Genomic DNA, 18,761 nt, shown 5'->3' on the forward strand with positions numbered 1-18,761 from the left:
GCTGCGGTCTCGGGGCCGCAGGTTGTGTGTGCTGCTCGCGCCCGCGCGGCGCAGCCGCATGATGTGACGGCCCCGCGCCCCTTCGGGGTGCAGGGGCCTCCCCCGGGTTTGAGCGCGTTGTCAGTGGCGCAGTGCACTATCGAAGTCGGGAGGTGGTGCAGGTGCGGGAGCTCGGGTACGACTGCGATGTGCTGGTGATCGGCGGCGGAATCGTCGGCCTGTCGACGGCGTATGCGATCACGCGCGCGGCACCGGGCACGCGGGTGACGGTGCTGGAGAAGGAGCAGGGGCCCGCCCGGCACCAGACGGGGCGCAACAGCGGGGTGATCCACAGCGGGATCTACTACCGCCCGGGCTCCCTCAAGGCGCGGTACGCGGTGCGGGGCGCCGCCGAGATGGTCAAGTTCTGCGCGGAGTACGGCATCGCGCACGCCGTCACCGGCAAGCTGATCGTCGCCACCGACAAGGCGGAGCTGCCCCGGCTGCACGGACTGGTCCAGCGCGGCCGGGAGAACGGCATCCCGGTGCGAGAGCTGGGCCCCGCCCAGATGGCGGAGTACGAGCCACAAGTGCGCGGGCTGGCCGCCATCCATGTCGGCACGACCGGGATCTGCGACTTCGTCGCGGTGGCCCGGCAGCTCGCGGAGTCCTCCGGTGCCGACATCCGGTACGGGGCGGATGTCGTCCGCGTCGACCGGCGGCCCGGGCGCGGCGCCGCCGTGCTCACCACCGACGGGTCGGTGGTCCGCGGGCGCGTGCTGGTCAATTGCGCGGGGCTGCACTGCGACGAGGTCGCGCGGCTCGTGGGGGACGACCCGGGAATGCGGATCGTCCCCTTCCGGGGCGAGTACTACTCGCTGGCGCGGCCCGAGCTGGTGCACGGGCTGGTCTATCCCGTGCCGGACCCCGCTTTCCCCTTCCTCGGGGTTCACCTCACCCGGGGGATCGACGGAGATGTCCACATCGGGCCGAACGCGGTGCCCGCGCTCGCCCGGGAGGGGTACGGCTGGGGTGTCGTACGCCCTCGTGAGCTGGGGGCGACCCTGGCGTGGCCAGGGGCCTGGCGGATCGCTCGACGGCACTGGCGGTACGGGGCGGGGGAGCTGCGGCGGTCGCTGTCGAAGCCGGCGTTCACGGACGCCGTGCGCCGGCTGTTGCCCGCGGTGACGCCGGACGATCTGGTCCCCGCGGCGGCGGGGGTCCGTGCGCAGGCCGTCCTGCGCGACGGGACGCTGGTGGACGACTTCCTGATCCGGGAGGGTCCCCGGACCGTGCACGTGCTGAACGCGCCGTCGCCTGCCGCGACGGCCTCTCTGCCGATCGGCAGAGAGGTTGCCCGGAGGGCGCTGGGTGCGCTGGCGGGGGCGTGAGAGTTTTTTCGCCCCCTCCGCCCCTACCCGTCCCGCACCTGGGGGCTACGCCCCCAGCCCCCACCGGTTGTCCCTTGGCTGCGGACGGTGGGGGCTTGTCGCGCAGTTCCCCGCGCCCCCCTTCCGGGGCGCAGCCCCCCGTCGCGACCAACCGCCGTAAAATCGACCCCACTGTGTCTGAGTCCTCCTTCACCTCGCCCGAAGAGCCGCGTCCCGTCCCACCCACCGGCGGCTCGCTGGGTCATGCCCGCGCCAAGGGGGAGCCCCGGTTCCCCGACGGACCGAAGGCCGACCCCGCCGGGTCGCACTTCGAGCGTCGAATCCGGAGTTTTCAGCCGCGGCGCAGTCGCGTGACCGCCGGGCAGGCGGACGCGCTGCAGCGGCTGTGGCCCAAGTGGGGGCTGGACATCGACGGGCAGCGGACGATCGACCTGGCGGAGCTGTTCGGGGGCGACCTGCCCGTCGTGCTCGAGATCGGGTTCGGGATGGGCGAGGCCACCGCGCACATGGCGGCCGAGGACCCGGAGACCGGAATCCTCGCCGTGGATGTGCACACCCCGGGACAGGGCAATCTGCTCAATCTCGCGGACCGGAACGGTCTGTCCAACATCCGGGTCGGCAACGGCGACGCGATCATCCTGCTCAGGGAGATGCTCCAGCCGGAGTCCCTGAGCGGCCTGCGCGTGTACTTCCCGGACCCGTGGCCCAAGAAGCGGCACCACAAGCGGCGGCTGATCCAGCCGGAGTTCCTCAGCCTCGTCGCGACCCGCCTCAAGCCGGGCGCCCTGGTGCACTGCGCGACCGACTGGGAGCCGTACGCCGAACAGATGCTCGAAGTGCTGAGCGCACACCCGGACTTCGAGAACACCCAGCCCGACGGCGGTTACGCGCCACGTCCGGACTTCCGGCCGCTGACCCGTTTCGAGGGCCAGGGACTGGACAAGGGTCATGTGGTGAACGACCTCCTGTTCCGGCGCGTACAGCACCTCGTAGACCACCCGGACCAGCAGCCGGACCAGCAATCCGTCGACGGCTGAAGCCCGCTGAAGCCCCGCGGGAGTCTCTCGGACGTCTCTCGGGAGCCCCCTGGGCGGCACCAGGCACCGTCGCGGGCTGCGCCCCTCCCTCGTTAGGGTCGATGCCGTGGCCACCTTTCCCCCGTACCCGACGCACCCCAGCGGTCCCGCCGGCGGTGCGCTGCGGCACGCACACTGGTGGCAGCGGAAGTGGGTGCGGTACGGCGCGCTGATCGCGTTGCTCGCGATCAGCGGGCTCGTGATCCTGGCCCTCGTCCGCGAACAGACCGGCACCGAGGGCTTTCTGGTCGGCCTCGGCCTCGCCGTGTTCCCCGTGCCGCTCCTCATGGCCGCCTTCCGGTGGCTGGACCGGGTCGAGCCCGGGCCCTGGCGGAACCTGCTCTTCTCCTTCGCCTGGGGCGCCTGCGCGGCCGCGCTGATAGCGATCGTCGCCAACAGCTTCGCGACCAGATGGATAGCGACCGCGACCGCCGATCCCTCCAGCGCCGACACCCTCGGCGCGACCGTCATAGCGCCCATCGTCGAGGAGTCCGCGAAGGCGGCGGCCGTGCTGCTGGTCTTCCTCTTCCGCAGACGGGACTTCACCGGGATCGTCGACGGGGTGGTGATAGCCGGGGTCACCGCCACCGGCTTCGCGTTCACCGAGAACATCCTCTACCTCGGCACCGCCTTCGGCACCGACCAGCTCAGCGGCGAGAGCGGGCTCGCGTCCGTCACCGCCGCGACCTTCTTCGTCCGCGTGGTGATGTCGCCCTTCGCGCACCCGCTGTTCACCGTGCTGACCGGCATCGGCTTCGGCATCGCGGCCCTGTCCGCCGAACGCCAGCATCTGCGCCGCGTCCTGCTCCCCCTCACCGGACTGCTGCTCGCCATGGGCATGCACTCCGCCTGGAACAGCTCGTCGAGCTTCGGGGAGTACGGGTTCTTCGCGGTGTACGCCGCGTTCATGGTGCCCGTGTTCGGCCTGCTGACCTGGCTGGCCGTCTGGACGCGGCAGCGTGAGCTGCGCACCGTGCGCACGGAACTGCCCGCGTACGCCGTCGCCGGGTGGCTGACCGCGCCCGAGCCGTATGTGCTCGGTTCGATGCGGGCGCGGCGGCTCGCCCGCGAGTGGGCCGGACACCACTTCGGGAAGGCCGCGGCTCGCTCGGTCGCGGAGTATGAGGCGTACGCGACCTCGCTGGCGTTTCTGCGGCACCGGGGGCGCCGGGGGCGCGCGGGTGCCGACTTCGTCGTGCGGGAGCGGGAGTTGCTCGACGAGCTGTGGCGCCGCCGGGAGGTGGCCCGCCCGGCCCTGTCCTACGCGGCCCGGGCCACGGCCCCGGTGGTCCCGGTACCCCCACCATGGCCCGCGCACGGCTACGCGTACACGTACAGCCCCTACGGAGCCGCGGCCACCCCATATCCCGCGTACAACCCGTACCGCACGTAGTTCTTTCGCCCCCTCCGCCCCTGCCCGTCCCGCCCCTGCCCGTCCCGTCCCTGGGGGCTGCCGCCCCCAGACCCCCGCTCAAAAGATCGTGCAGTTCCCCGCAGCCGAAAGGCTGGTACGGGAATGGGCAGGGGCGGAGGGGGCGTAGAAACAACCGCTTACGCCGACGCCTCCGTCAGCTTGCTCAGCTCCCCGTCCGTCAGGACCAGGTCCGCCACCCCGAGCAGCGCCGGCAGCTGCTCGGGCGTCCGCGCCGAAGCAATCGGCGCCGCGACCGTCGGCTGGGCGGCCAGCCATGCGAGGGCGACCGTGGCGACCTCGGCGTCATGGGCCTGGGCGACCTCGTCGAGGGCGGCGAGCACGCGAAGCCCGCGCTCCGTCTCGAGGTGCTTGGCCGCGCCCTGCGCCCGCGCCGAGTCCACCGTCGCTCCCGGCCGGTACTTGCCGGTGAGGAATCCGGAGGCGAGGGCGAAGTACGGGACGGCCGCCAGACCGGAGCGGGACGCGATGTCGCGCAGCGCGCCCTCGTACGTATCGCGCGAGACGAGGTTGTAGTGCGGCTGGAGGGCGACGTACCGCGCGAGCCCCTCGCGGTCGGAGAACTCCAGGGACTCCCGGAGCCGCTCGGGCGAGATGTTGGACGCGGCGATGTGACGCACCTTGCCCGCCTTCACCAGCTCGTCGAGCGCGCCGATGATCTCCTCGACCGGCACCTCGGGCTTGTCGAAGTGCGTGTAGTAGAGGTCGATGCAGTCGGTGCCCAGGCGGCGCAGGGACGCGTCGGCCGCGGCCTTGATGTTGGCGCCGGACAGCCCCGGATACTCGGGGTGCTGGCTGACTTTGGTGGCGACCACGACATCCGAACGGTTGCCGCGCGCCTTGAGCCACTTGCCGATGATGGTCTCGGACTCGCCGCCCTTGTTGCCCTCGATCCACGCCGAGTACGAGTCGGCCGTGTCGAGGAAGTTGCCGCCGGCGGCCGCGTACGCGTCGAGCACGGCGAAGGACTGGGCCTCGTCGGCGGTCCAGCCGAACACGTTGCCGCCGAGGGAGAGCGGGAAGACCTCGAGGTCGGAGGAACCAAGCTTGCGCAGAGAAGTCATGCTCAACTTCAACACCCGTACCGGATGGGTGTATTCCACACGCGATTACCCGCCCGATTACCCGCACGCCCCGCACGACTGCGCACACGCCTGACCGGCAGCCCTGACGTCGGGGGGTTGTCGTCAGGACCACCGGGGATCAGGAGAACGTACGTGTCAGGGGGTGAGGCCCTTGCCGAGCAGCCACGCCATCGGGTCGATCGCGTCGCCGCCGTCGGGGTGGACCTCCAGGTGCAGGTGCGGCCCGGTGACGTTGCCCGTCGCGCCCACGCGCCCGATCACGTCACCCGTGGCGACCTTCTGGCCCACGTTGACGCTGATCGACGACTGGTGGCAGAACCACAGCTCCGTACCGTCGTCGAGGGTGAGGACCGTGCGGTAGCCGTAGGCGCCGGCCCAGCCCGCCTCCGTGACGGTGCCGCTGTGGATCGCCTTGATCAGCGTGCCGGTGGGCGCGGCGAAGTCGAGACCGGTGTGGTAACCGGAGGACCACATGGAGCCGGCGTCGCCGAAGCGGCCGGTCAGCGTGTACGAGGAGGTGGGCAGCGAGTAGCTCTTGGCGAGCTCGGCGAGACGCTTGGCCTCGGCAGCCTTCTTGGCCGCCTCGTCCGCCTGCTTCTTCGCGGCGGCGGCCTTGGCCTCGGCGTCGTCCTGCTGCTTGGCGGCGAGCGCGACGGCCTGCTTCGCGGCGGCGGTCTCGGCGGCGTCCTTGGCCGCACTGTCGACCTGGTCCTGCTGCGACTCGGCCTGCTGCATGATGCGGGCGCGCAGTGCCTCGCCCGCGTCGGTGGTGCCCTGCGCGGAGTCGGCGCCGGTCAGACCGGCGCTGGTGAGCGGGGTGGTGGAGCCCTTCGGCGTGCTGGAGCCGCCGTCGGATATCAGAGCCTTGGCGGACTCGGTGACCGACGACAGGTCGGGCAGCGAGATCGACACCGGCGACTTGCCGGGCGCCGCGGTGGCCATGCCGCCCGCGCCGACGGCGGCGATGACGCCTACGCCGAGAACCGTGGAGCTGCGGGCGAGTCCTCCGCCGCGCTGCTTGCTGACGCGGTGCCGGCCGCGGACGGGACGGACGGAATCCTCAGTGGGATTCCACTCCTCCCAGGGACCCTCGTCGTTGCCGTACGCGTAGCCGAAGGGCTGTGTGTCGTCGGGCGCGAACGAGGTTTGCTGGGCAGGCCGGTTGGACGCCACGTGGGCGTGCTCCTTTCCTTCCTTCTCGCCTACCGGGTTAGCTGACGGGTTCGGAGCAGGAAGGTCTCCTACGCGCGTCCACCACGGTTTCTCCACCGTGAAAGACGCTCGATTCACCCCAAGTTGGTGGTTCCCCGGTTCCCTTGCGGAATTCGGCGCGTGCGCACGGAGCCGCCTCTTGTGACGGCTGGGACGACCGCGCTGCGTTATCGAACGTTAATAGACCCGGGTACCGGATTCCAAGCTGTTCGGACTGATCGTTAACGCTTTTGGCCAGGACTTTGGGGTCACCACCGGCCTAAATCGGGCGAGTTGACCACGCTCCATAAACATCGATTCAGTTGACGGTGCGTCAGTTGTTATGCGGAGGGACACCGTCCGATCACCCCTCGTGACAACGATCAAGAACGCCGTACGGACGACTCGTCGGGAAGCCGCGGAGGCGACTCCCAAGAACGCCGCACGGCCAGCAACGCCATGTCGTCCGTCGTGCCGTCCCCCGTGTGCCGGCGGACCTCCTCGGCGAGGGCGGCCAGCAGGGCGTCCGGCCCGGGGAAGACGCGTCCCGCGAGGCGCGCGGCGGGATCGTAGAAGCCCCCGCGCCGGTCGCGGGCTTCGGACAGGCCATCGGTATGGAGGAGCAGCGTCGCGCCCTGCGGGAACTTGGCCTGCATCGCCCGGTCGGGCCAGGTGCCCAACTCGCCCATGCCGAGCGGCAGCGCGGGATCCTCGGCGTCGAGTGTGACGAGCGTGCCGTCCGCATGCAGCAGCAGCGGCGGCGGATGGCCGCGGTTGACGAACCGTACGACGTCCTCGCCGTGCGGGATCTCCGCGAGTACGGCCGTGGTGAACCCCTCGAAGGCGTCGAGGCCCTCGCGCCGGGTGCCCTCGCGCGCCAGCGCCCGTTCCAGGCGCTGCGCGACCGCCTCCAGCGTCGCCTCCTGCTCGGCCGCCTCCCGGAACGCCCCGATGACGACGGCGACGGCGCCCACCGCGCCCATGCCCTTGCCGCGCACGTCGCCCACGACCAGCCGTACGCCGTGCGGGGAGTCCTGCACCGCGTACAGGTCGCCGCCGATGAACGCGTCCGCCTGCGCGGCCTCGTAGCGCGCCGCGATCTCGAGGCCGCCGATCCGCTCGTCGGGTTCCGGCAGCACGGCGCGCTGGGCGGACTCGGCGATCTCCCGGACCGTGGCGAGCCGTGCGTCGCTGCGGCGGACGAGAATGTTGATGACGACGGCCAGGACGCCGGCCGTCGCCACCGTCACCACTTCGGTGACGGAGTCGACGTCCAGGACGATGCCGAGCCTGATGTGGATCGCGAACACCGCGGTGATGGCCGCGAGGCCGGTGAGCACCGTGCCGCGCAGTGAGTAGAGGGGCGCGGCCACCAGCGGCGCGGCCGTGAAGAGGGGGGCCGCGGTGAAGTCGGACGGCATGAAGTAGTCGTAGAAGGCCCCGACGACGATGAGCAGCGCGGGAAGCGCCCGGACGAAGGCGCGCGCCTTCGAGATCCTGTGCCGGCCGGGTTCCCCGCGGCCGGGCCGCGGGGTGCTCCCGAGGCCGGGGGTGGGCATGGGGTCGCCGGACAGCCGTCCACCGGACCGGTCGTACGGGCCCTGGGCCCGCTGCTCGCCTGTTTGCTGCCCCACTCATCCAGGTTTCCCGGAGCGGGGGCAGCGGGCGACCCGTGTGGACCGACCGGGGGATGCGGAGAGGAGGGGGATGTGCGGAGCCGTGGTGACCGGCACACACCAAGGGCCGGAACTCGTGAATCCGAGTTCCGGCCCTTGGCCTTCAGTAGCGGGGACAGGATTTGAACCTGCGACCTCTGGGTTATGAGCCCAGCGAGCTACCGAGCTGCTCCACCCCGCGTCGTTGAAACCAGTGTACGCCATCCGTAGGACCCGAAGCACACACGTTTAAACGCGCCCCCGTGCGGGCCCCAGCGGCAGGTGTCGGCAGGATTCACAAAAGGTGCCGGTTGGGCTCCTTGGCCCGCTCCTCGTACTCCGGGAGTACGACCACGTCGGCGCCCTCGGCCACGAGGAGTCCGTTCCCGTCGGCCCCGGCGACGAACGTGTCGGGCTCCCGCCAGGCGGTGACCACCCGCCGTACCCCCGCGTCGAGAATCAGCCGGGCACACGGGGCGGGCCGGGAGGCTCGCCGGGCGCAGGGCTCCAGACTGCTGTAGACCGTGGCCGAGCCGAGGCGCGGATCGGCGGGGTCGATCTTGGCGAGCGCCGCCTCCTCGGCATGCACCACGGAGTCGCCGCCCTCACGGGAGTACCCGCGCGCCAGCTCGGTCCCATCGGCGGCCACCACCACCGCGCCCACGCTGAACGCGGTCTCCGAGGGCGGGCACAACGCGGCAAGCTCGCAGGCGAGCGTCAGCCAGTGCCGGTCCGCGGCGGCGGCGAGCCGCCCGACGCCGGGCGCCGTGGGGACGTACCGGATGAGGACGACGTCCCCGACGGCCCGCGTCTCCATCAGCCGCATCCGCCCGGGGGGATACGCCCCGGGACCGAACAGCCGCGGTGCGTCCGGCTCCCCGACGAAGAGCGGCGCGACGGCGAGCTGCAGTTCGTCCGCGAGCTCCTCGCGCATCAGCTGGGTGTGGACCCGTCCGCCCCCTTCGACCATGAGGCGCCGCACACCTCGTACGTCATGAAGGTGTTCCAGGAGCACACGCCAATCGAGCTCGGGACCGGTCGACACGATGTCGACGCCGAGCCCGTCGTCGAGTCCGCGCAGGGCGTCGGTCGCCCTCGCGGCGCCCTTGTCCGTCGTGTAGACGATCTTCTCGCCACCCGTGTGCCAGAACTGGGCCGCCGGGTCGAGGTCGCCGGACCCGCTGACGGTCACCTTCAGCGGGTACTCGGGGCGGCCGGCGGCCACCCGGGCCGCGCGGCGCCTGGCCGAGTTGACCAGGAGCCGGGGATTGTCCGAGCGGATCGTGCCCGCGCCGACCAGGATCGCGTCGCTGGACGCCCGCACCTCGTCGACCCGGTCGAAGTCGGCCGGGCCCGAGAGCAGCAGCCGCTCGGGGCCTGTGTCGTCCAGGAAGCCGTCGAGGGAGACGGCGGCGGACAACAGGACGTAGGGGTGGGGCATGGGGGCGCACCCTCCGGCTCGCGGTGGCCCGTACGGTTCACGGACTCACGATGGCTCGTACGGTTCACGGACTCAGGATGACTCGTACGGTTGACTCAAGGCCTGTGGTTCAACTTTTAAACAATACCTAGACTGGCGACATGACGACCCGCTGGCTCTCCCCCGCCGAACAGCGCGCCTGGCGCTCGTACGTCTCCGCCTCCTCGCTCCTGGAGGACGCGATCGACCGCCGGCTCCAGGCGGAAGCGGGCATGCCCCACCTCTACTACTCCGTCCTGGCCATGCTGTCCGAGGCGCCGGACCGGCGGCTGCGGATGACCGAGCTCGCCGAGATATTGAAGATCACCCGCAGCCGGCTGACCTACGCGGTGACGCGACTGGAGAGCGACGGCGCGGTACGGCGCGAGGGCTGCCCCACCGACAAGCGAGGCCATGTCGCGGTCCTCACGGACGATGGCATGGCCCTCCTGGAACGGGCGGCGCCGGGGCATGTGGAGACGGTGCGGTCGGCGGTCTTCGACCATCTGACCCCCGAGCAGGTGGGGCAGTTGGAGGAGATCTGCGGGAGCATCGCGCGGGCGATCCAAGGCGAAAATTCCGGGGTCGGTGGGGAAGATCTGCCGTGGCGGCGGCGTTCCTCCCCATCGTGAGGGACGCGATGGGCGGGTAAAGTCCGTTGCTTGAACTTTAAAGCACATGTACTGTCTGCCTCCAGGAACATGCTTCAAATCTGAAGCACCGTCCACGAACCCGCTGGACCGGACCGGAGAGACAACATGCGCGATTACCCCACCGCCACCGTGCGCACCCGCGTCACGGTCCCCCTGCGCTTCGGCGACGGCTACTCGGTCGACGCGGAGCTGGTCACCTTCCACGGCCTCGCCGACGACAAGGAGCACCTGGCCGTCGTCCTCGGCGCGCCCGGGGCCGACCCGCTGGTGCGACTGCACTCCGAGTGCCTGACCGGTGACGTCTTCGGCTCGGCCCGCTGCGACTGCGGCCCGCAGCTGCGCGAGGCGGTGGAACAGATCGCGGAGCGGGGCGGGGTACTGCTGTACCTGCGCCAGGAGGGCCGCGGCATCGGCCTCTACAACAAGCTCGACGCGTACGCCCTCCAGGACCAGGGCCTGGACACCTACGCCGCCAACGCCGCGCTGGGCCTGCCCGAGGACGACCGCGACTACACGGCCGCCGCCCAGATGCTCCAGGCCCTCGGCATCGACTCCCTGGACCTGCTCTCCAACAACCCCGACAAGGCCGACCAGCTCCGCGACCTCGGCATCACGGTCTCCCACCGCGTGCCGACCGGCGTCTTCACCACGGCCCACAACGTCCGCTACCTCCGCGCCAAGGTCCTCCAGACCCAGCACACCCTCCCGCTGCCGGAACTCACGGCGGGCTGACGCTCCCGGTCCACCGATTGACTGTCCCGTCGTCCCTGCCGAGGATCTGCCGAGAGGGCCGACAGGTCCTGTCAGGAGGAGTGGCCCATGGAGGAGGCAGCGGCGCAGACCGGGGCGGAGGCCATCGCCCTGTTGCGCGAGCTCGGTGCGGAGCACATCGACCATCCGGGGGGCACACTGCTGGCGCACCTGGTGCGGGTGCGGGACCGGCTGGCCCGCTGGGAGGCCCGGCCCGCGCTCCAACTCGCCGGGCTCTGCCACGCGTTCTACGGCACCGACGGCTTCGCCACCGCCCTGCTCCCGGCCGACCGCCGCGCCGAGCTCAGATCCGTCATCGGCGCCGAGGCCGAGGCCCAGGTCCACTTCTACGCGAGCTGCGACCGGACGGCCTCGTATCCGACCCTAGCGTCCCCGTCCCCCGCCTTCCGCGACCGCTTCACCGGCCGCACCTGGGCCCCCGCCCCGCCACAGCTCCGCGACTTCGCCGAACTCACCGCCGCCAACGAACTCGACCTCGTGGACGAGAACCCGGACTGGCGAACCCAGTGGGGCCCCGGTCTGCTGACCCTCTTCACCGGCTTCCGCCCGCTCCTCAGCGACCACGCCTGGCGCGACTGCGAGGAATCCCTGCTCACCGCCTGAACAACGACAACAGCGCCCCGCCCGGCCGAAGCCGGGCGGGGCGCTGTGCGCGGTAGACCCTGTGGGACTCGAACCCACAACCAATGGATTAAAAGTCCACTGCTCTGCCAATTGAGCTAAGGGTCCACGCACCGGCCCGTATCGATCCCGTGCCGATGCAACCCCGAGCATAGCCGGACGTGGCCGGGACTCCGATCGGGTATCGGGGACCCGGCCACGCCAAAAGCGTGCAAGGTCATGGATCGACCGGTTCGGGCGCGCCCTTGCGGGCCTCCTCGCGGGCGATGGTGCGTTGGTGGTCGGGATTGAGGAACCAGTGGCGCGCCGAGGCCAGCCACCAGGTCGCCGCGAAGCCGAGGACGACCAGGACGGCGATCGGCGCGTAGTTGAAGGTCTCCCAGGTGACCGGCGAGACCTGGGGCAGCATGAACAGGACGGTGATCACACCCACCCAGCCGACCGCGACGACGCCCACGAGCCGGGACCAGCGGCCCAGGTGCCAGGGCCCGTGTTCGAAGGCCTCGCCCTTGCGCAGCCGCAGCAGCGTCGGGATGACGTAGGCGACGTAGAGCCCGATGACCGCGATCGAGGTCACGGCCGCGTAGGCCGCGTAGTTGATCAGGTACGGGAGGCCGAGCACCAGCGCTGCCAGCGCCGCCAGCCACACCGCCGCCACCGGTGTCCGCGTGCGCGGGCTGACGGTGTGCCACACACGCGAGAAGGGCAGCGCGCCGTCGCGCGAAAAGGCATAGATCATGCGGCTGTTGGCGGTGACCGACGCCATCCCGCAGAAGAGCTGCGCACCGATCACCACCAGGAGCAACAGCTTGCCCGCCGTGGCACCCAGCGCGTCGAGCAGGATCTGCGCCGGGGGCGCGCCGGTCGCCGAGCCCAGCTCCTTGTCGTACGACTGGATGGCGAAGGTGAAGCCGAGGAGCAGGACGAATCCGGCTATCCACGATGTCCAGATGGACTGCACGATGCCCTTCGGGCCGGCCGTGGACGCGTCGTGGGTCTCCTCCGTCATGTGGGCCGAGGCGTCGTACCCGGTGAAGGTGTACTGGGCCATCAGCAGGCCGATGAGGACGACGTACACACCGCTGCCCCAGCCCGTGTTGTTGACGAACTTCGTGAACACGAAGGACGCCGACTGGTGGTGGTCCGGCACGAAAGCGAGCGCGCCCACGATGACCGCGACGCCCACCACGTGCCACCACACGCTGATGCTGTTGAGCACGGCGACGATCCGTACGCCGAAGGTGTTCAGGAGGCCGTGCAGGACCAGGATCCCGGCAAAGAGGAGGACCGTGCGGCCCGGCGTCACCTCGAAGTCGAACTGGAGGTTCAGATAGGCGCCGAGGAACGAGGCGGCGCCGAAGTCGATGCCCGCGGTCACCGCGACCTGACCGAGGACGTTGAACCATCCCGTGAACCAGGCCCAGGCGGCGGCCGTACGGGACGGGGCGAGCCGGTGCGCCCAGAAGTACAACCCGGCCGAGGTGGGATAGGCCGAACAGATCTCGGCCATGGACAGCCCGACGAACAGCGTCATCAGTCCGACCGCGACCCAGCCCCAGGTGATCACGGCGGGGCCGCCGGTGTTCATGCCGAACAGATACAGCGTCAGACAGCCCGACAGGACCGAGATGATCGTGAAGGAGACCGCGTAGTTGGAGAACGCCGACATGCGGCGGGCGAGAACCTGCGTGTAGCCGAGCTGGGCAAGCCGTTCTTCGTCCGACAGCCCACTCGCTACGGCGTCATCTGTCATGCCCCCAGCGATTCCCTCGCCGAGGGCATGACATGCGCCAGGCGATTGGCCAAAAAAGGCCCTCGCAGCTCTGCCGGCCGCTCGCGATCTCCACCCGTGAGCCGAACGGCCCGTTCCCCTTGCCGTCGTCGCGCTGGAGGTTGCCCGCGGTGTCCCGCTCGACCAGGGCTTTCTTCCCGTCGCCGATGACGTCCCGACGCCGGCTTCGCGGCGGCACGGGCACCGACCACACAAGCGGGCTGATCCGGCCGGCGGTTCACAGAAAAGTGGCCCCCACCCGAACCCGGGTGGGGGCCACTTCACTACGTCACTCGGCGTCAGCCGTTGCGCTTCCAGCGCGGCTTCTCGTCGCGGCGGAAGGAACCGGTGCCGGTGCCGGTGCCGGTGCCGCGGTGGTCGTCACGACGGCCGTACGGGCGGTCGTGGCTGCCGGAGCGGAAACCGCTGGAGGGGCGGTTGTCCTGGCGGTCGCGGTTGAAGGGACGGTCGCTGCCACGGTGGCCGCCACGCTCGTCGCGGCGCTCGAAGGAACGCCCGCCACGGTCGTTGTCACGGCGGAACCCACCACGGTCGTTGTCACGACGCTCGTCACGGCGGAAGCCGCCACGGTCGTTGTCGCGGCGCTCGAAGGAACGGCCACCACGGTCGTCACGGTTGAAGCCACCGCGGTCGTCACGGTTGAAGCCGCCGCGGTTGTCGTCACGACGCTCGAAGGAACGGCCACCACGCTCGTCACGACGGTCGCGGTTGAAGCCACCCCGGTTGTCGTCACGACGCTCGAAGGAACGGCCACCACGGTCATCGCGACGGTCGTCACGGCGGAAGCCGCCACGGTCGTTGTCACGACGGTCGCGGTTGAAGCCGCCCCGGTTGTCGTCACGACGCTCGAAGGAACGGCCGCCACGGTCGTCACGACGGTCGTCACGGCGCTCGTAGTTGCCCCGCTCGTCACGGCGCTGACGCGGCTGCTCGTACGCCGGACGCTCGGCGGGCTGCTCGGACACGGCGGGCACCTCGGCGGGAGCCTCAGTCACGGCCTGCTCGACGACGGCCTCGGCGGCGGCGGCGAGCGCGGCCTCCGGGTCCTCGCCCCGCTCGCGCGCGGCACGGGCGATCAGCCGGTCGGCCTCCCCGCGCAGCTCGGCCGCACGACGCTGCGCGCGCTCCAGCTCCTTGGTGAGCTGCGAGACCTCGCGCTCGGCCTGCTGGGCGGCGTCGCCCGCCGACTGGGCCTGGACCTCGGTCATCGAGCGGGCGCCGGTGATCTCGGCGACCTCGGGCTCGAAGGCCGTACCGGAGTTGATGATGTGACGCGCGGCGTCGACGCCCGCGTCCTCCATCAACCGGAAGATCTGCCGGCGCTGGTGCGGCAGCGACAGCGAGACGACGGTGCCGGAGCGGCCCGCGCGAGCGGTACGCCCGGAGCGGTGCAGGTAGTCCTTGTGGTCGCCGGCCGGGTCCACGTTCAGGACCAGGTCGATTCCGTCCACGTGGATACCGCGGGCGGCGACGTCGGTCGCGACGAGCGCGTTGACGTAGCCGTCCTTGAAGTCCGCCAGCGTCCGGGTCCGCGCGCCCTGGGTCATGCCGCCGTGCAGCGCGTCGGCCTTCACACCGGCGTCGCGCAGCTGCTCGGCGATACGGTCGGCGCCCAGCTGGGTACGGACGAAGATGATCGTGCGGCCCTTGCGGGAGGCGATCGCGGCGGTGACCGGCGCCTTGTCCTTGGGCTTCACGATGAGGATGTGGTGCGACATGGTCGTGACGGCGCCCTGGGCGGCGTCGACCTCGTGCGTGACGGGGTTGCTCAGGTAGCGCTTGACCAGCGTGGAGATCTCGTTCTCCATGGTGGCCGAGAACAGCATGCGCTGGCCGCCGGCCGGGATCTGGTCGAACAGCTCGGTGACCTCGGGCAGGAAGCCCAGGTCGGACATCTGGTCGGCCTCGTCGAGGACGGCGACCTGGACGTTCTCGAGGGAGCAGGCTCCGCGGTTGATGACGTCGCGCAGCCGGCCCGGGGTGGCGACGAGGATGTCGACGCCGCGCTCCAGGGCGTAGATCTGGTTGCCCATCGACGTACCGCCGCAGACGACCTTCATCTTCAGGCCGAGGACGTCGCCGTACGGCTGCAGCGCGTCCGCGACCTGCATGGCGAGCTCACGGGTCGGGGTGAGGATGACGGCGCGCGGCTTCTTCTTCTCGGTGTGGCCGCCGGCGAGCTGCGCCAGGGTCGGCAGACCGAAGGAGAGCGTCTTGCCGGAGCCGGTGCGGCCGCGGCCGAGGATGTCCTTGCCGGCCAGGGCGTCCGGGATGGTCGCGGCCTGGATCGGGAAGGGGGTGGTCACGCCGTTCTGCGCGAGCTTGCGAACGACGCCCTCGGGCAGGCCGAGGTCCGCGAAGGTGACCTCGGGAGCGGACTCGACGGTGTCGACGATCTCGACGGCTTCGTTGCCCTCGTTGTTGTTCTCGGGCACGACGACGTGATCAGTACTGGAAACAGACATGCGAAATGCGAACCTTCCGGAGTTCTTCGGCACGCGCCCAAACTCCGTGAAGTCGCAATCGACCGCCTCTATGCGGTCCGGCCACGGCAAGGGAGAGTACGCGCCACGCGGCGCTCTCTGCGGCGGCGCCGGGCAAATGGGATCAAACGATCTACTACCATACGCACCCTTCCCTCATGAAGGCAAACTGAGCCCATACGACCAGGTCAGGGTGCTTTTTGAGTCACCTGGTCGCATCAACAACGCTACCGCGCCCCCGTCGGCGGCGCTGTTGTACCGGCCACATCCACGGCCCCGGCGCCCGTGAACCCCGCCACATCCGCCCCGGCTCACCCCAGCGCAGCCCGCTACACCGGCGCACCCGCCTCGGGAGCGGGCTCGCGCTGCACGAGCTGCGTCGCCTGCTGCTCGTGCGCCGAGGACGACGGCTCAGCCGTAGCCGGATCGGAAGCCGGCGGCGGCGACGCCGGCGGAGGCGGAGGCGTTGGCTCCGCGGTGGTAGGCGTGGGACTCGGCACCCCCTGCGGCGGTGCGGGCGCCTCTGTCCGCCCCTTCCCGCCCTTGCCCGGGGCCTTGGCGGACGGCTTCGCACCCCCGGAGGCCGACGCCGACACAGAAGCGTCCCCGGACGTGGACTCGCCGGGCTTCGGGGAGGCGGACCCCTTCGCGTGCTTCCCCCCACGGAACCCGGCACCGCCCCCGCTCACCGCGGAACCGCCGTCGGGCGCCTCCCCGGCCCGCTGCCCCGCCGAGTGGGCGGGCCCGGGCTGCTTCCCGTCGTCACCCACGCTCATACAGCCGGCGGCCGCGACGACGACCATGATCGTGGCGGCCAGACGGACGGGTACGTACAAGGTGCGCACGGGCAGCCACCTCCGAGGGCGGAACGGGTGTCCTCCTGCCCAACTCCCGCCGCCCACAAGAAGACACGCGCCCCGACACGCCAACCAAGAGGAACGGGCGAACGTCAGCCATACCCGAGCGCGTGCAACCGCGCGTCGTCGATCCCGAAGTGATGGGCGATCTCATGAACCACGGTCACTTCGGTCTCCGCGACCACGTCCTCGCGCGTGTCGCACATCCGCAGAGTCGGCCCCCGGTAGATCGTGATCCGGTCGGGCAGAACCCCCGCGTACCACTCCCCACGGTCCGTCAGCGGAGTCCCCTCGTACAGCCCGAGCAGCTCGGGATCCTCGGCGGGCGGTTCGTCCTCGACGAACACCGCCACGTTGTCCATCAGCCGCGTCAGTTCCGGCGGAATCCGGTCCAGGGCCTCGGCGACCAGTTCCTCGAACTCCTCGCGCGTCATCTCCAGCACACCGCCATTGTCCGGCACGACGCCGCCGCAGGAGAGTCGACGACAGCGCCGTATGCGCATCACGACGACCACGTACGGGACTCATGAGGACGCCGTACGAGAGCCACGGCGAGCCCGTAGGGGTGTCACGGCGAGCGCGTACGAGGCGCATGGCGACGCCGAGAATCACCGCCCCCGCGTACGGGAGTCACGGCACCCGCCCGACAGCGGGCACGCGCGCCGCATACCCGCCCGCACACTTGGGCATACGGGACCAATGGCCCGCGTCCCCGCTGCCGTAACCGCCGCCGCGCACCGCATTCGAAGCCGCGCCCGGACGGCGGCCCGTCCCCTGACCCGCCGCTACCGCGACCGCCGCGCGCTCCCCGCGGTCGAGCTCGTCCCCCAGCCGCACCCCTACCCCCGCGCGCTCGGCCTGCTCTGCGTCGTCCTCCTCGGCGCCTGGCTGGGCCTGCTGATCGTGGGGAACGTACGCGTCCCGGTCGGGCCCATGAACACCACCATGACCCTGCGCCCCTCGCTCGCCGGCGGCACGAAGATCAACGTCTCCCCGCTCGGCGCACTGGAGCTGCGCAGCCACGAAGCCCCGATCCGCCTCGACGTGGACGTCGACCAGCTCGACCCGGTGCGCGCCCAGGCGCTGGTAGACCACCCGGAGCGATTGTCCGGCCTCCAGGACGAGGTCGCGCACGACGTCGAACACGGCACCCTCGACCTGGCCGTACGGTCCTGCATCGCGGTCGTCTCCGGCGCCACCGCACTCGGGCTCGCGGTCTACCGCCGCCCGCGCCGCGCCCTCGCCGCGGGCGGCCTGGCTCTCACCCTGCTGGCCGCGTCCGGAGCGACGGCGTTCGCCACCTGGAACCCGAACTCGGTCCTGGAGCCGAAATTCTCCGGGCTCCTCTCCTCGGCACCCTCCCTGGTCGGCAACGCCCGCAGCATCGTCAGTGAATTCGACGTCTACCAGAAGGAGTTGGCGCGCCTGGTGACGAACGTGACGAAGCTGTACGACGTCACGTCCACGCTCCCGACGTACCAGCCCGACCCGTCCACGATCCGGGTGCTGCACGTCTCGGACATCCACCTCAACCCTGCGAGCTGGAAGATCATCGCCTCGCTCGTGAAGCAGTACGACATCAACGTGATCGTCGACTCCGGCGACACGATGGACCACGGCACCGCGGCCGAGAACGGCTTCCTGGACCCCATCGCGGACCTCGGAGCCCCGTACGTCTGGGTCCGCGGCAACCACGACTCCCGCCTCACCCAGCGCTACCTGGAGCGCATGAAGAACGTGCGCGTCCTGGACGACGGCCGGGCGGTCACGGTCGCGGGACTGCGCTTCGCGGGCATCGGCGATCCGCAGTTCACCCCCGATCGCGCCGTCACCCCGGGCGGCAACCCGGCGGAGGAGCTCGCGGGCGCCCGCCTGGCGTCGGCGCTGCACGACCAGCGGGTGGCGGGCACCCCCGTGGACATCGCCATCGCCCACGAGCCGTCGGCGGCACGCGGGACGGACGGCGAGGTCCCGATGGTGCTGGCGGGCCACCTCCACCACGAGGAGATGGAGGTCATGAAGTACGGCACCCGCCTGCGCGTCGAAGGCTCGACGGGCGGCAGCGGCCTGCGCGCCGTCGAAGGCAAGTACCCCGACCCCATCGAGGCCTCGATCCTCTACGTGGACCGCGACACCCGCCGCCTGCAGGCCTGGGACGAGATCAAGCTGGGCGGTCTGGGCCTGACAACCGCCGAGGTCAGCCGCCACCTGCCGAAGGAGAACCAGCCGGGGGCCGGCCTGCCCGCGACCCGGTCCCCCACCCCCGCCGGAACCACCCCGTAAACCGTTTTGGCGATACCTCCCGCCATCCCATAT

General features: G+C 70.9%; 15 protein-coding genes, 2 tRNA genes and 1 riboswitch. Of the genes, 7 read left to right on the plus strand and 10 right to left on the minus strand.

Features of this window, described 5'->3' with window-relative positions:
- The first annotated feature begins 161 nt into the window (after nucleotides 1-161).
- From lhgO to ACIBK0_RS22580, 3 genes are all read left to right on the plus strand, one after another.
- Nucleotides 162-1,370, plus strand: a complete 1,209-nt coding sequence (lhgO, locus tag ACIBK0_RS22570; RefSeq protein WP_399082678.1) for an L-2-hydroxyglutarate oxidase — start codon at nucleotides 162-164, stop codon at nucleotides 1,368-1,370.
- Between the two features lie 236 nt (nucleotides 1,371-1,606).
- Entirely contained in the window at nucleotides 1,607-2,407 is an 801-nt protein-coding gene (trmB, locus tag ACIBK0_RS22575; RefSeq protein WP_399083242.1) for a tRNA (guanosine(46)-N7)-methyltransferase TrmB, read from the plus strand.
- Nucleotides 2,408-2,513: 106 nt separating this feature from the next.
- The gene (locus ACIBK0_RS22580) at nucleotides 2,514-3,839 is read left to right on the plus strand and encodes a PrsW family intramembrane metalloprotease (protein ID WP_399082681.1); all 1,326 of its coding nucleotides are present in this window, start codon (nucleotides 2,514-2,516) and stop codon (nucleotides 3,837-3,839) included.
- 158 nt (nucleotides 3,840-3,997) lie between these two features.
- Here the strand turns inward: ACIBK0_RS22580 and ACIBK0_RS22585 are convergent, their stop codons facing one another.
- The 5 genes from ACIBK0_RS22585 to ACIBK0_RS22605 all read right to left on the minus strand — a co-directional run bounded on the left by ACIBK0_RS22585 (nucleotide 3,998) and on the right by ACIBK0_RS22605 (nucleotide 9,250).
- A complete protein-coding gene (locus ACIBK0_RS22585) occupies nucleotides 3,998-4,942 on the minus strand; it encodes an aldo/keto reductase (RefSeq protein ID WP_399082684.1) in 945 nt (314 codons plus the stop codon).
- Between the two features lie 156 nt (nucleotides 4,943-5,098).
- Nucleotides 5,099-6,136: a M23 family metallopeptidase gene (locus tag ACIBK0_RS22590; protein WP_399082687.1), complete on the minus strand. Its 1,038-nt coding sequence runs from the start codon at nucleotides 6,134-6,136 to the stop codon at nucleotides 5,099-5,101.
- A gap of 11 nt (nucleotides 6,137-6,147) precedes the next feature.
- Nucleotides 6,148-6,304: riboswitch (cyclic di-AMP (ydaO/yuaA leader) on the minus strand.
- Nucleotides 6,305-6,537: 233 nt separating this feature from the next.
- Complete coding sequence (locus ACIBK0_RS22595; RefSeq protein ID WP_399083246.1) at nucleotides 6,538-7,713, minus strand: PP2C family protein-serine/threonine phosphatase; 1,176 nt, start codon at nucleotides 7,711-7,713, stop codon at nucleotides 6,538-6,540.
- A gap of 224 nt (nucleotides 7,714-7,937) precedes the next feature.
- A tRNA-Met gene (locus ACIBK0_RS22600) sits at nucleotides 7,938-8,011 on the minus strand.
- A 93-nt stretch (nucleotides 8,012-8,104) separates the two neighbouring features.
- Nucleotides 8,105-9,250, minus strand: coding sequence for a dihydrofolate reductase family protein (locus ACIBK0_RS22605; protein ID WP_399082690.1), 1,146 nt, complete (start codon nucleotides 9,248-9,250; stop codon nucleotides 8,105-8,107).
- 140 nt (nucleotides 9,251-9,390) lie between these two features.
- On the opposite strand from ACIBK0_RS22605, the gene ACIBK0_RS22610 reads away from it, so the two are divergent.
- From ACIBK0_RS22610 to ACIBK0_RS22620, 3 genes are all read left to right on the plus strand, one after another.
- Nucleotides 9,391-9,900 (plus strand): MarR family winged helix-turn-helix transcriptional regulator, encoded by a 510-nt coding sequence (locus ACIBK0_RS22610; RefSeq protein WP_399082693.1) that lies wholly within the window; start codon nucleotides 9,391-9,393, stop codon nucleotides 9,898-9,900.
- A gap of 126 nt (nucleotides 9,901-10,026) precedes the next feature.
- Nucleotides 10,027-10,653: a GTP cyclohydrolase II gene (gene ribA / locus ACIBK0_RS22615; RefSeq protein ID WP_399082696.1), complete on the plus strand. Its 627-nt coding sequence runs from the start codon at nucleotides 10,027-10,029 to the stop codon at nucleotides 10,651-10,653.
- 87 nt (nucleotides 10,654-10,740) lie between these two features.
- Nucleotides 10,741-11,295, plus strand: coding sequence for a DUF6817 domain-containing protein (locus ACIBK0_RS22620; RefSeq protein ID WP_399082699.1), 555 nt, complete (start codon nucleotides 10,741-10,743; stop codon nucleotides 11,293-11,295).
- 53 nt (nucleotides 11,296-11,348) lie between these two features.
- Here the strand turns inward: ACIBK0_RS22620 and ACIBK0_RS22625 are convergent.
- From ACIBK0_RS22625 to ACIBK0_RS22645, 5 genes are all read right to left on the minus strand, one after another.
- A tRNA-Lys gene (locus tag ACIBK0_RS22625) sits at nucleotides 11,349-11,421 on the minus strand.
- 109 nt (nucleotides 11,422-11,530) lie between these two features.
- Nucleotides 11,531-13,066 carry an amino acid permease gene (locus ACIBK0_RS22630; protein WP_399082702.1) on the minus strand — a complete coding sequence of 512 codons (1,536 nt, stop codon included), beginning with the start codon at nucleotides 13,064-13,066 and terminating at the stop codon, nucleotides 11,531-11,533.
- 317 nt (nucleotides 13,067-13,383) lie between these two features.
- A complete protein-coding gene (locus ACIBK0_RS22635; RefSeq protein ID WP_399082706.1) occupies nucleotides 13,384-15,570 on the minus strand; it encodes a DEAD/DEAH box helicase in 2,187 nt (728 codons plus the stop codon).
- Between the two features lie 347 nt (nucleotides 15,571-15,917).
- Nucleotides 15,918-16,433: a hypothetical protein gene (locus ACIBK0_RS22640; protein ID WP_399082709.1), complete on the minus strand. Its 516-nt coding sequence runs from the start codon at nucleotides 16,431-16,433 to the stop codon at nucleotides 15,918-15,920.
- Between the two features lie 104 nt (nucleotides 16,434-16,537).
- Nucleotides 16,538-16,888, minus strand: a complete 351-nt coding sequence (locus ACIBK0_RS22645; protein ID WP_369234815.1) for a metallopeptidase family protein — start codon at nucleotides 16,886-16,888, stop codon at nucleotides 16,538-16,540.
- Nucleotides 16,889-17,144: 256 nt separating this feature from the next.
- On the opposite strand from ACIBK0_RS22645, the gene ACIBK0_RS22650 reads away from it, so the two are divergent.
- Nucleotides 17,145-18,728 (plus strand): metallophosphoesterase, encoded by a 1,584-nt coding sequence (locus tag ACIBK0_RS22650; protein ID WP_399083249.1) that lies wholly within the window; start codon nucleotides 17,145-17,147, stop codon nucleotides 18,726-18,728.
- Nucleotides 18,729-18,761: the final 33 nt, after the last annotated feature.

Source organism: Streptomyces sp. NPDC050564 (assembly GCF_044457265.1).
Lineage (GTDB): Bacteria > Actinomycetota > Actinomycetes > Streptomycetales > Streptomycetaceae > Streptomyces.

Excerpts from the sequence above, each read along its gene's own strand:
- ACIBK0_RS22585 (WP_399082684.1), bottom strand. The coding sequence starts at position 4,942 with ATGACTTCTCTGCGCAAGCTTGGTTCCTCCGACCTCGAGGTCTTCCCG.
- ACIBK0_RS22595 (WP_399083246.1), bottom strand. The coding sequence starts at position 7,713 with ATGCCCACCCCCGGCCTCGGGAGCACCCCGCGGCCCGGCCGCGGGGAA.
- ACIBK0_RS22605 (WP_399082690.1), bottom strand. The coding sequence starts at position 9,250 with ATGCCCCACCCCTACGTCCTGTTGTCCGCCGCCGTCTCCCTCGACGGC.
- ACIBK0_RS22610 (WP_399082693.1), top strand. The coding sequence starts at position 9,391 with ATGACGACCCGCTGGCTCTCCCCCGCCGAACAGCGCGCCTGGCGCTCG.
- ribA (WP_399082696.1), top strand. The coding sequence starts at position 10,027 with ATGCGCGATTACCCCACCGCCACCGTGCGCACCCGCGTCACGGTCCCC.
- ACIBK0_RS22620 (WP_399082699.1), top strand. The coding sequence starts at position 10,741 with ATGGAGGAGGCAGCGGCGCAGACCGGGGCGGAGGCCATCGCCCTGTTG.
- ACIBK0_RS22630 (WP_399082702.1), bottom strand. The coding sequence starts at position 13,066 with ATGACAGATGACGCCGTAGCGAGTGGGCTGTCGGACGAAGAACGGCTT.
- ACIBK0_RS22635 (WP_399082706.1), bottom strand. The coding sequence starts at position 15,570 with ATGTCTGTTTCCAGTACTGATCACGTCGTCGTGCCCGAGAACAACAAC.
- ACIBK0_RS22650 (WP_399083249.1), top strand. The coding sequence starts at position 17,145 with ATGGCCCGCGTCCCCGCTGCCGTAACCGCCGCCGCGCACCGCATTCGA.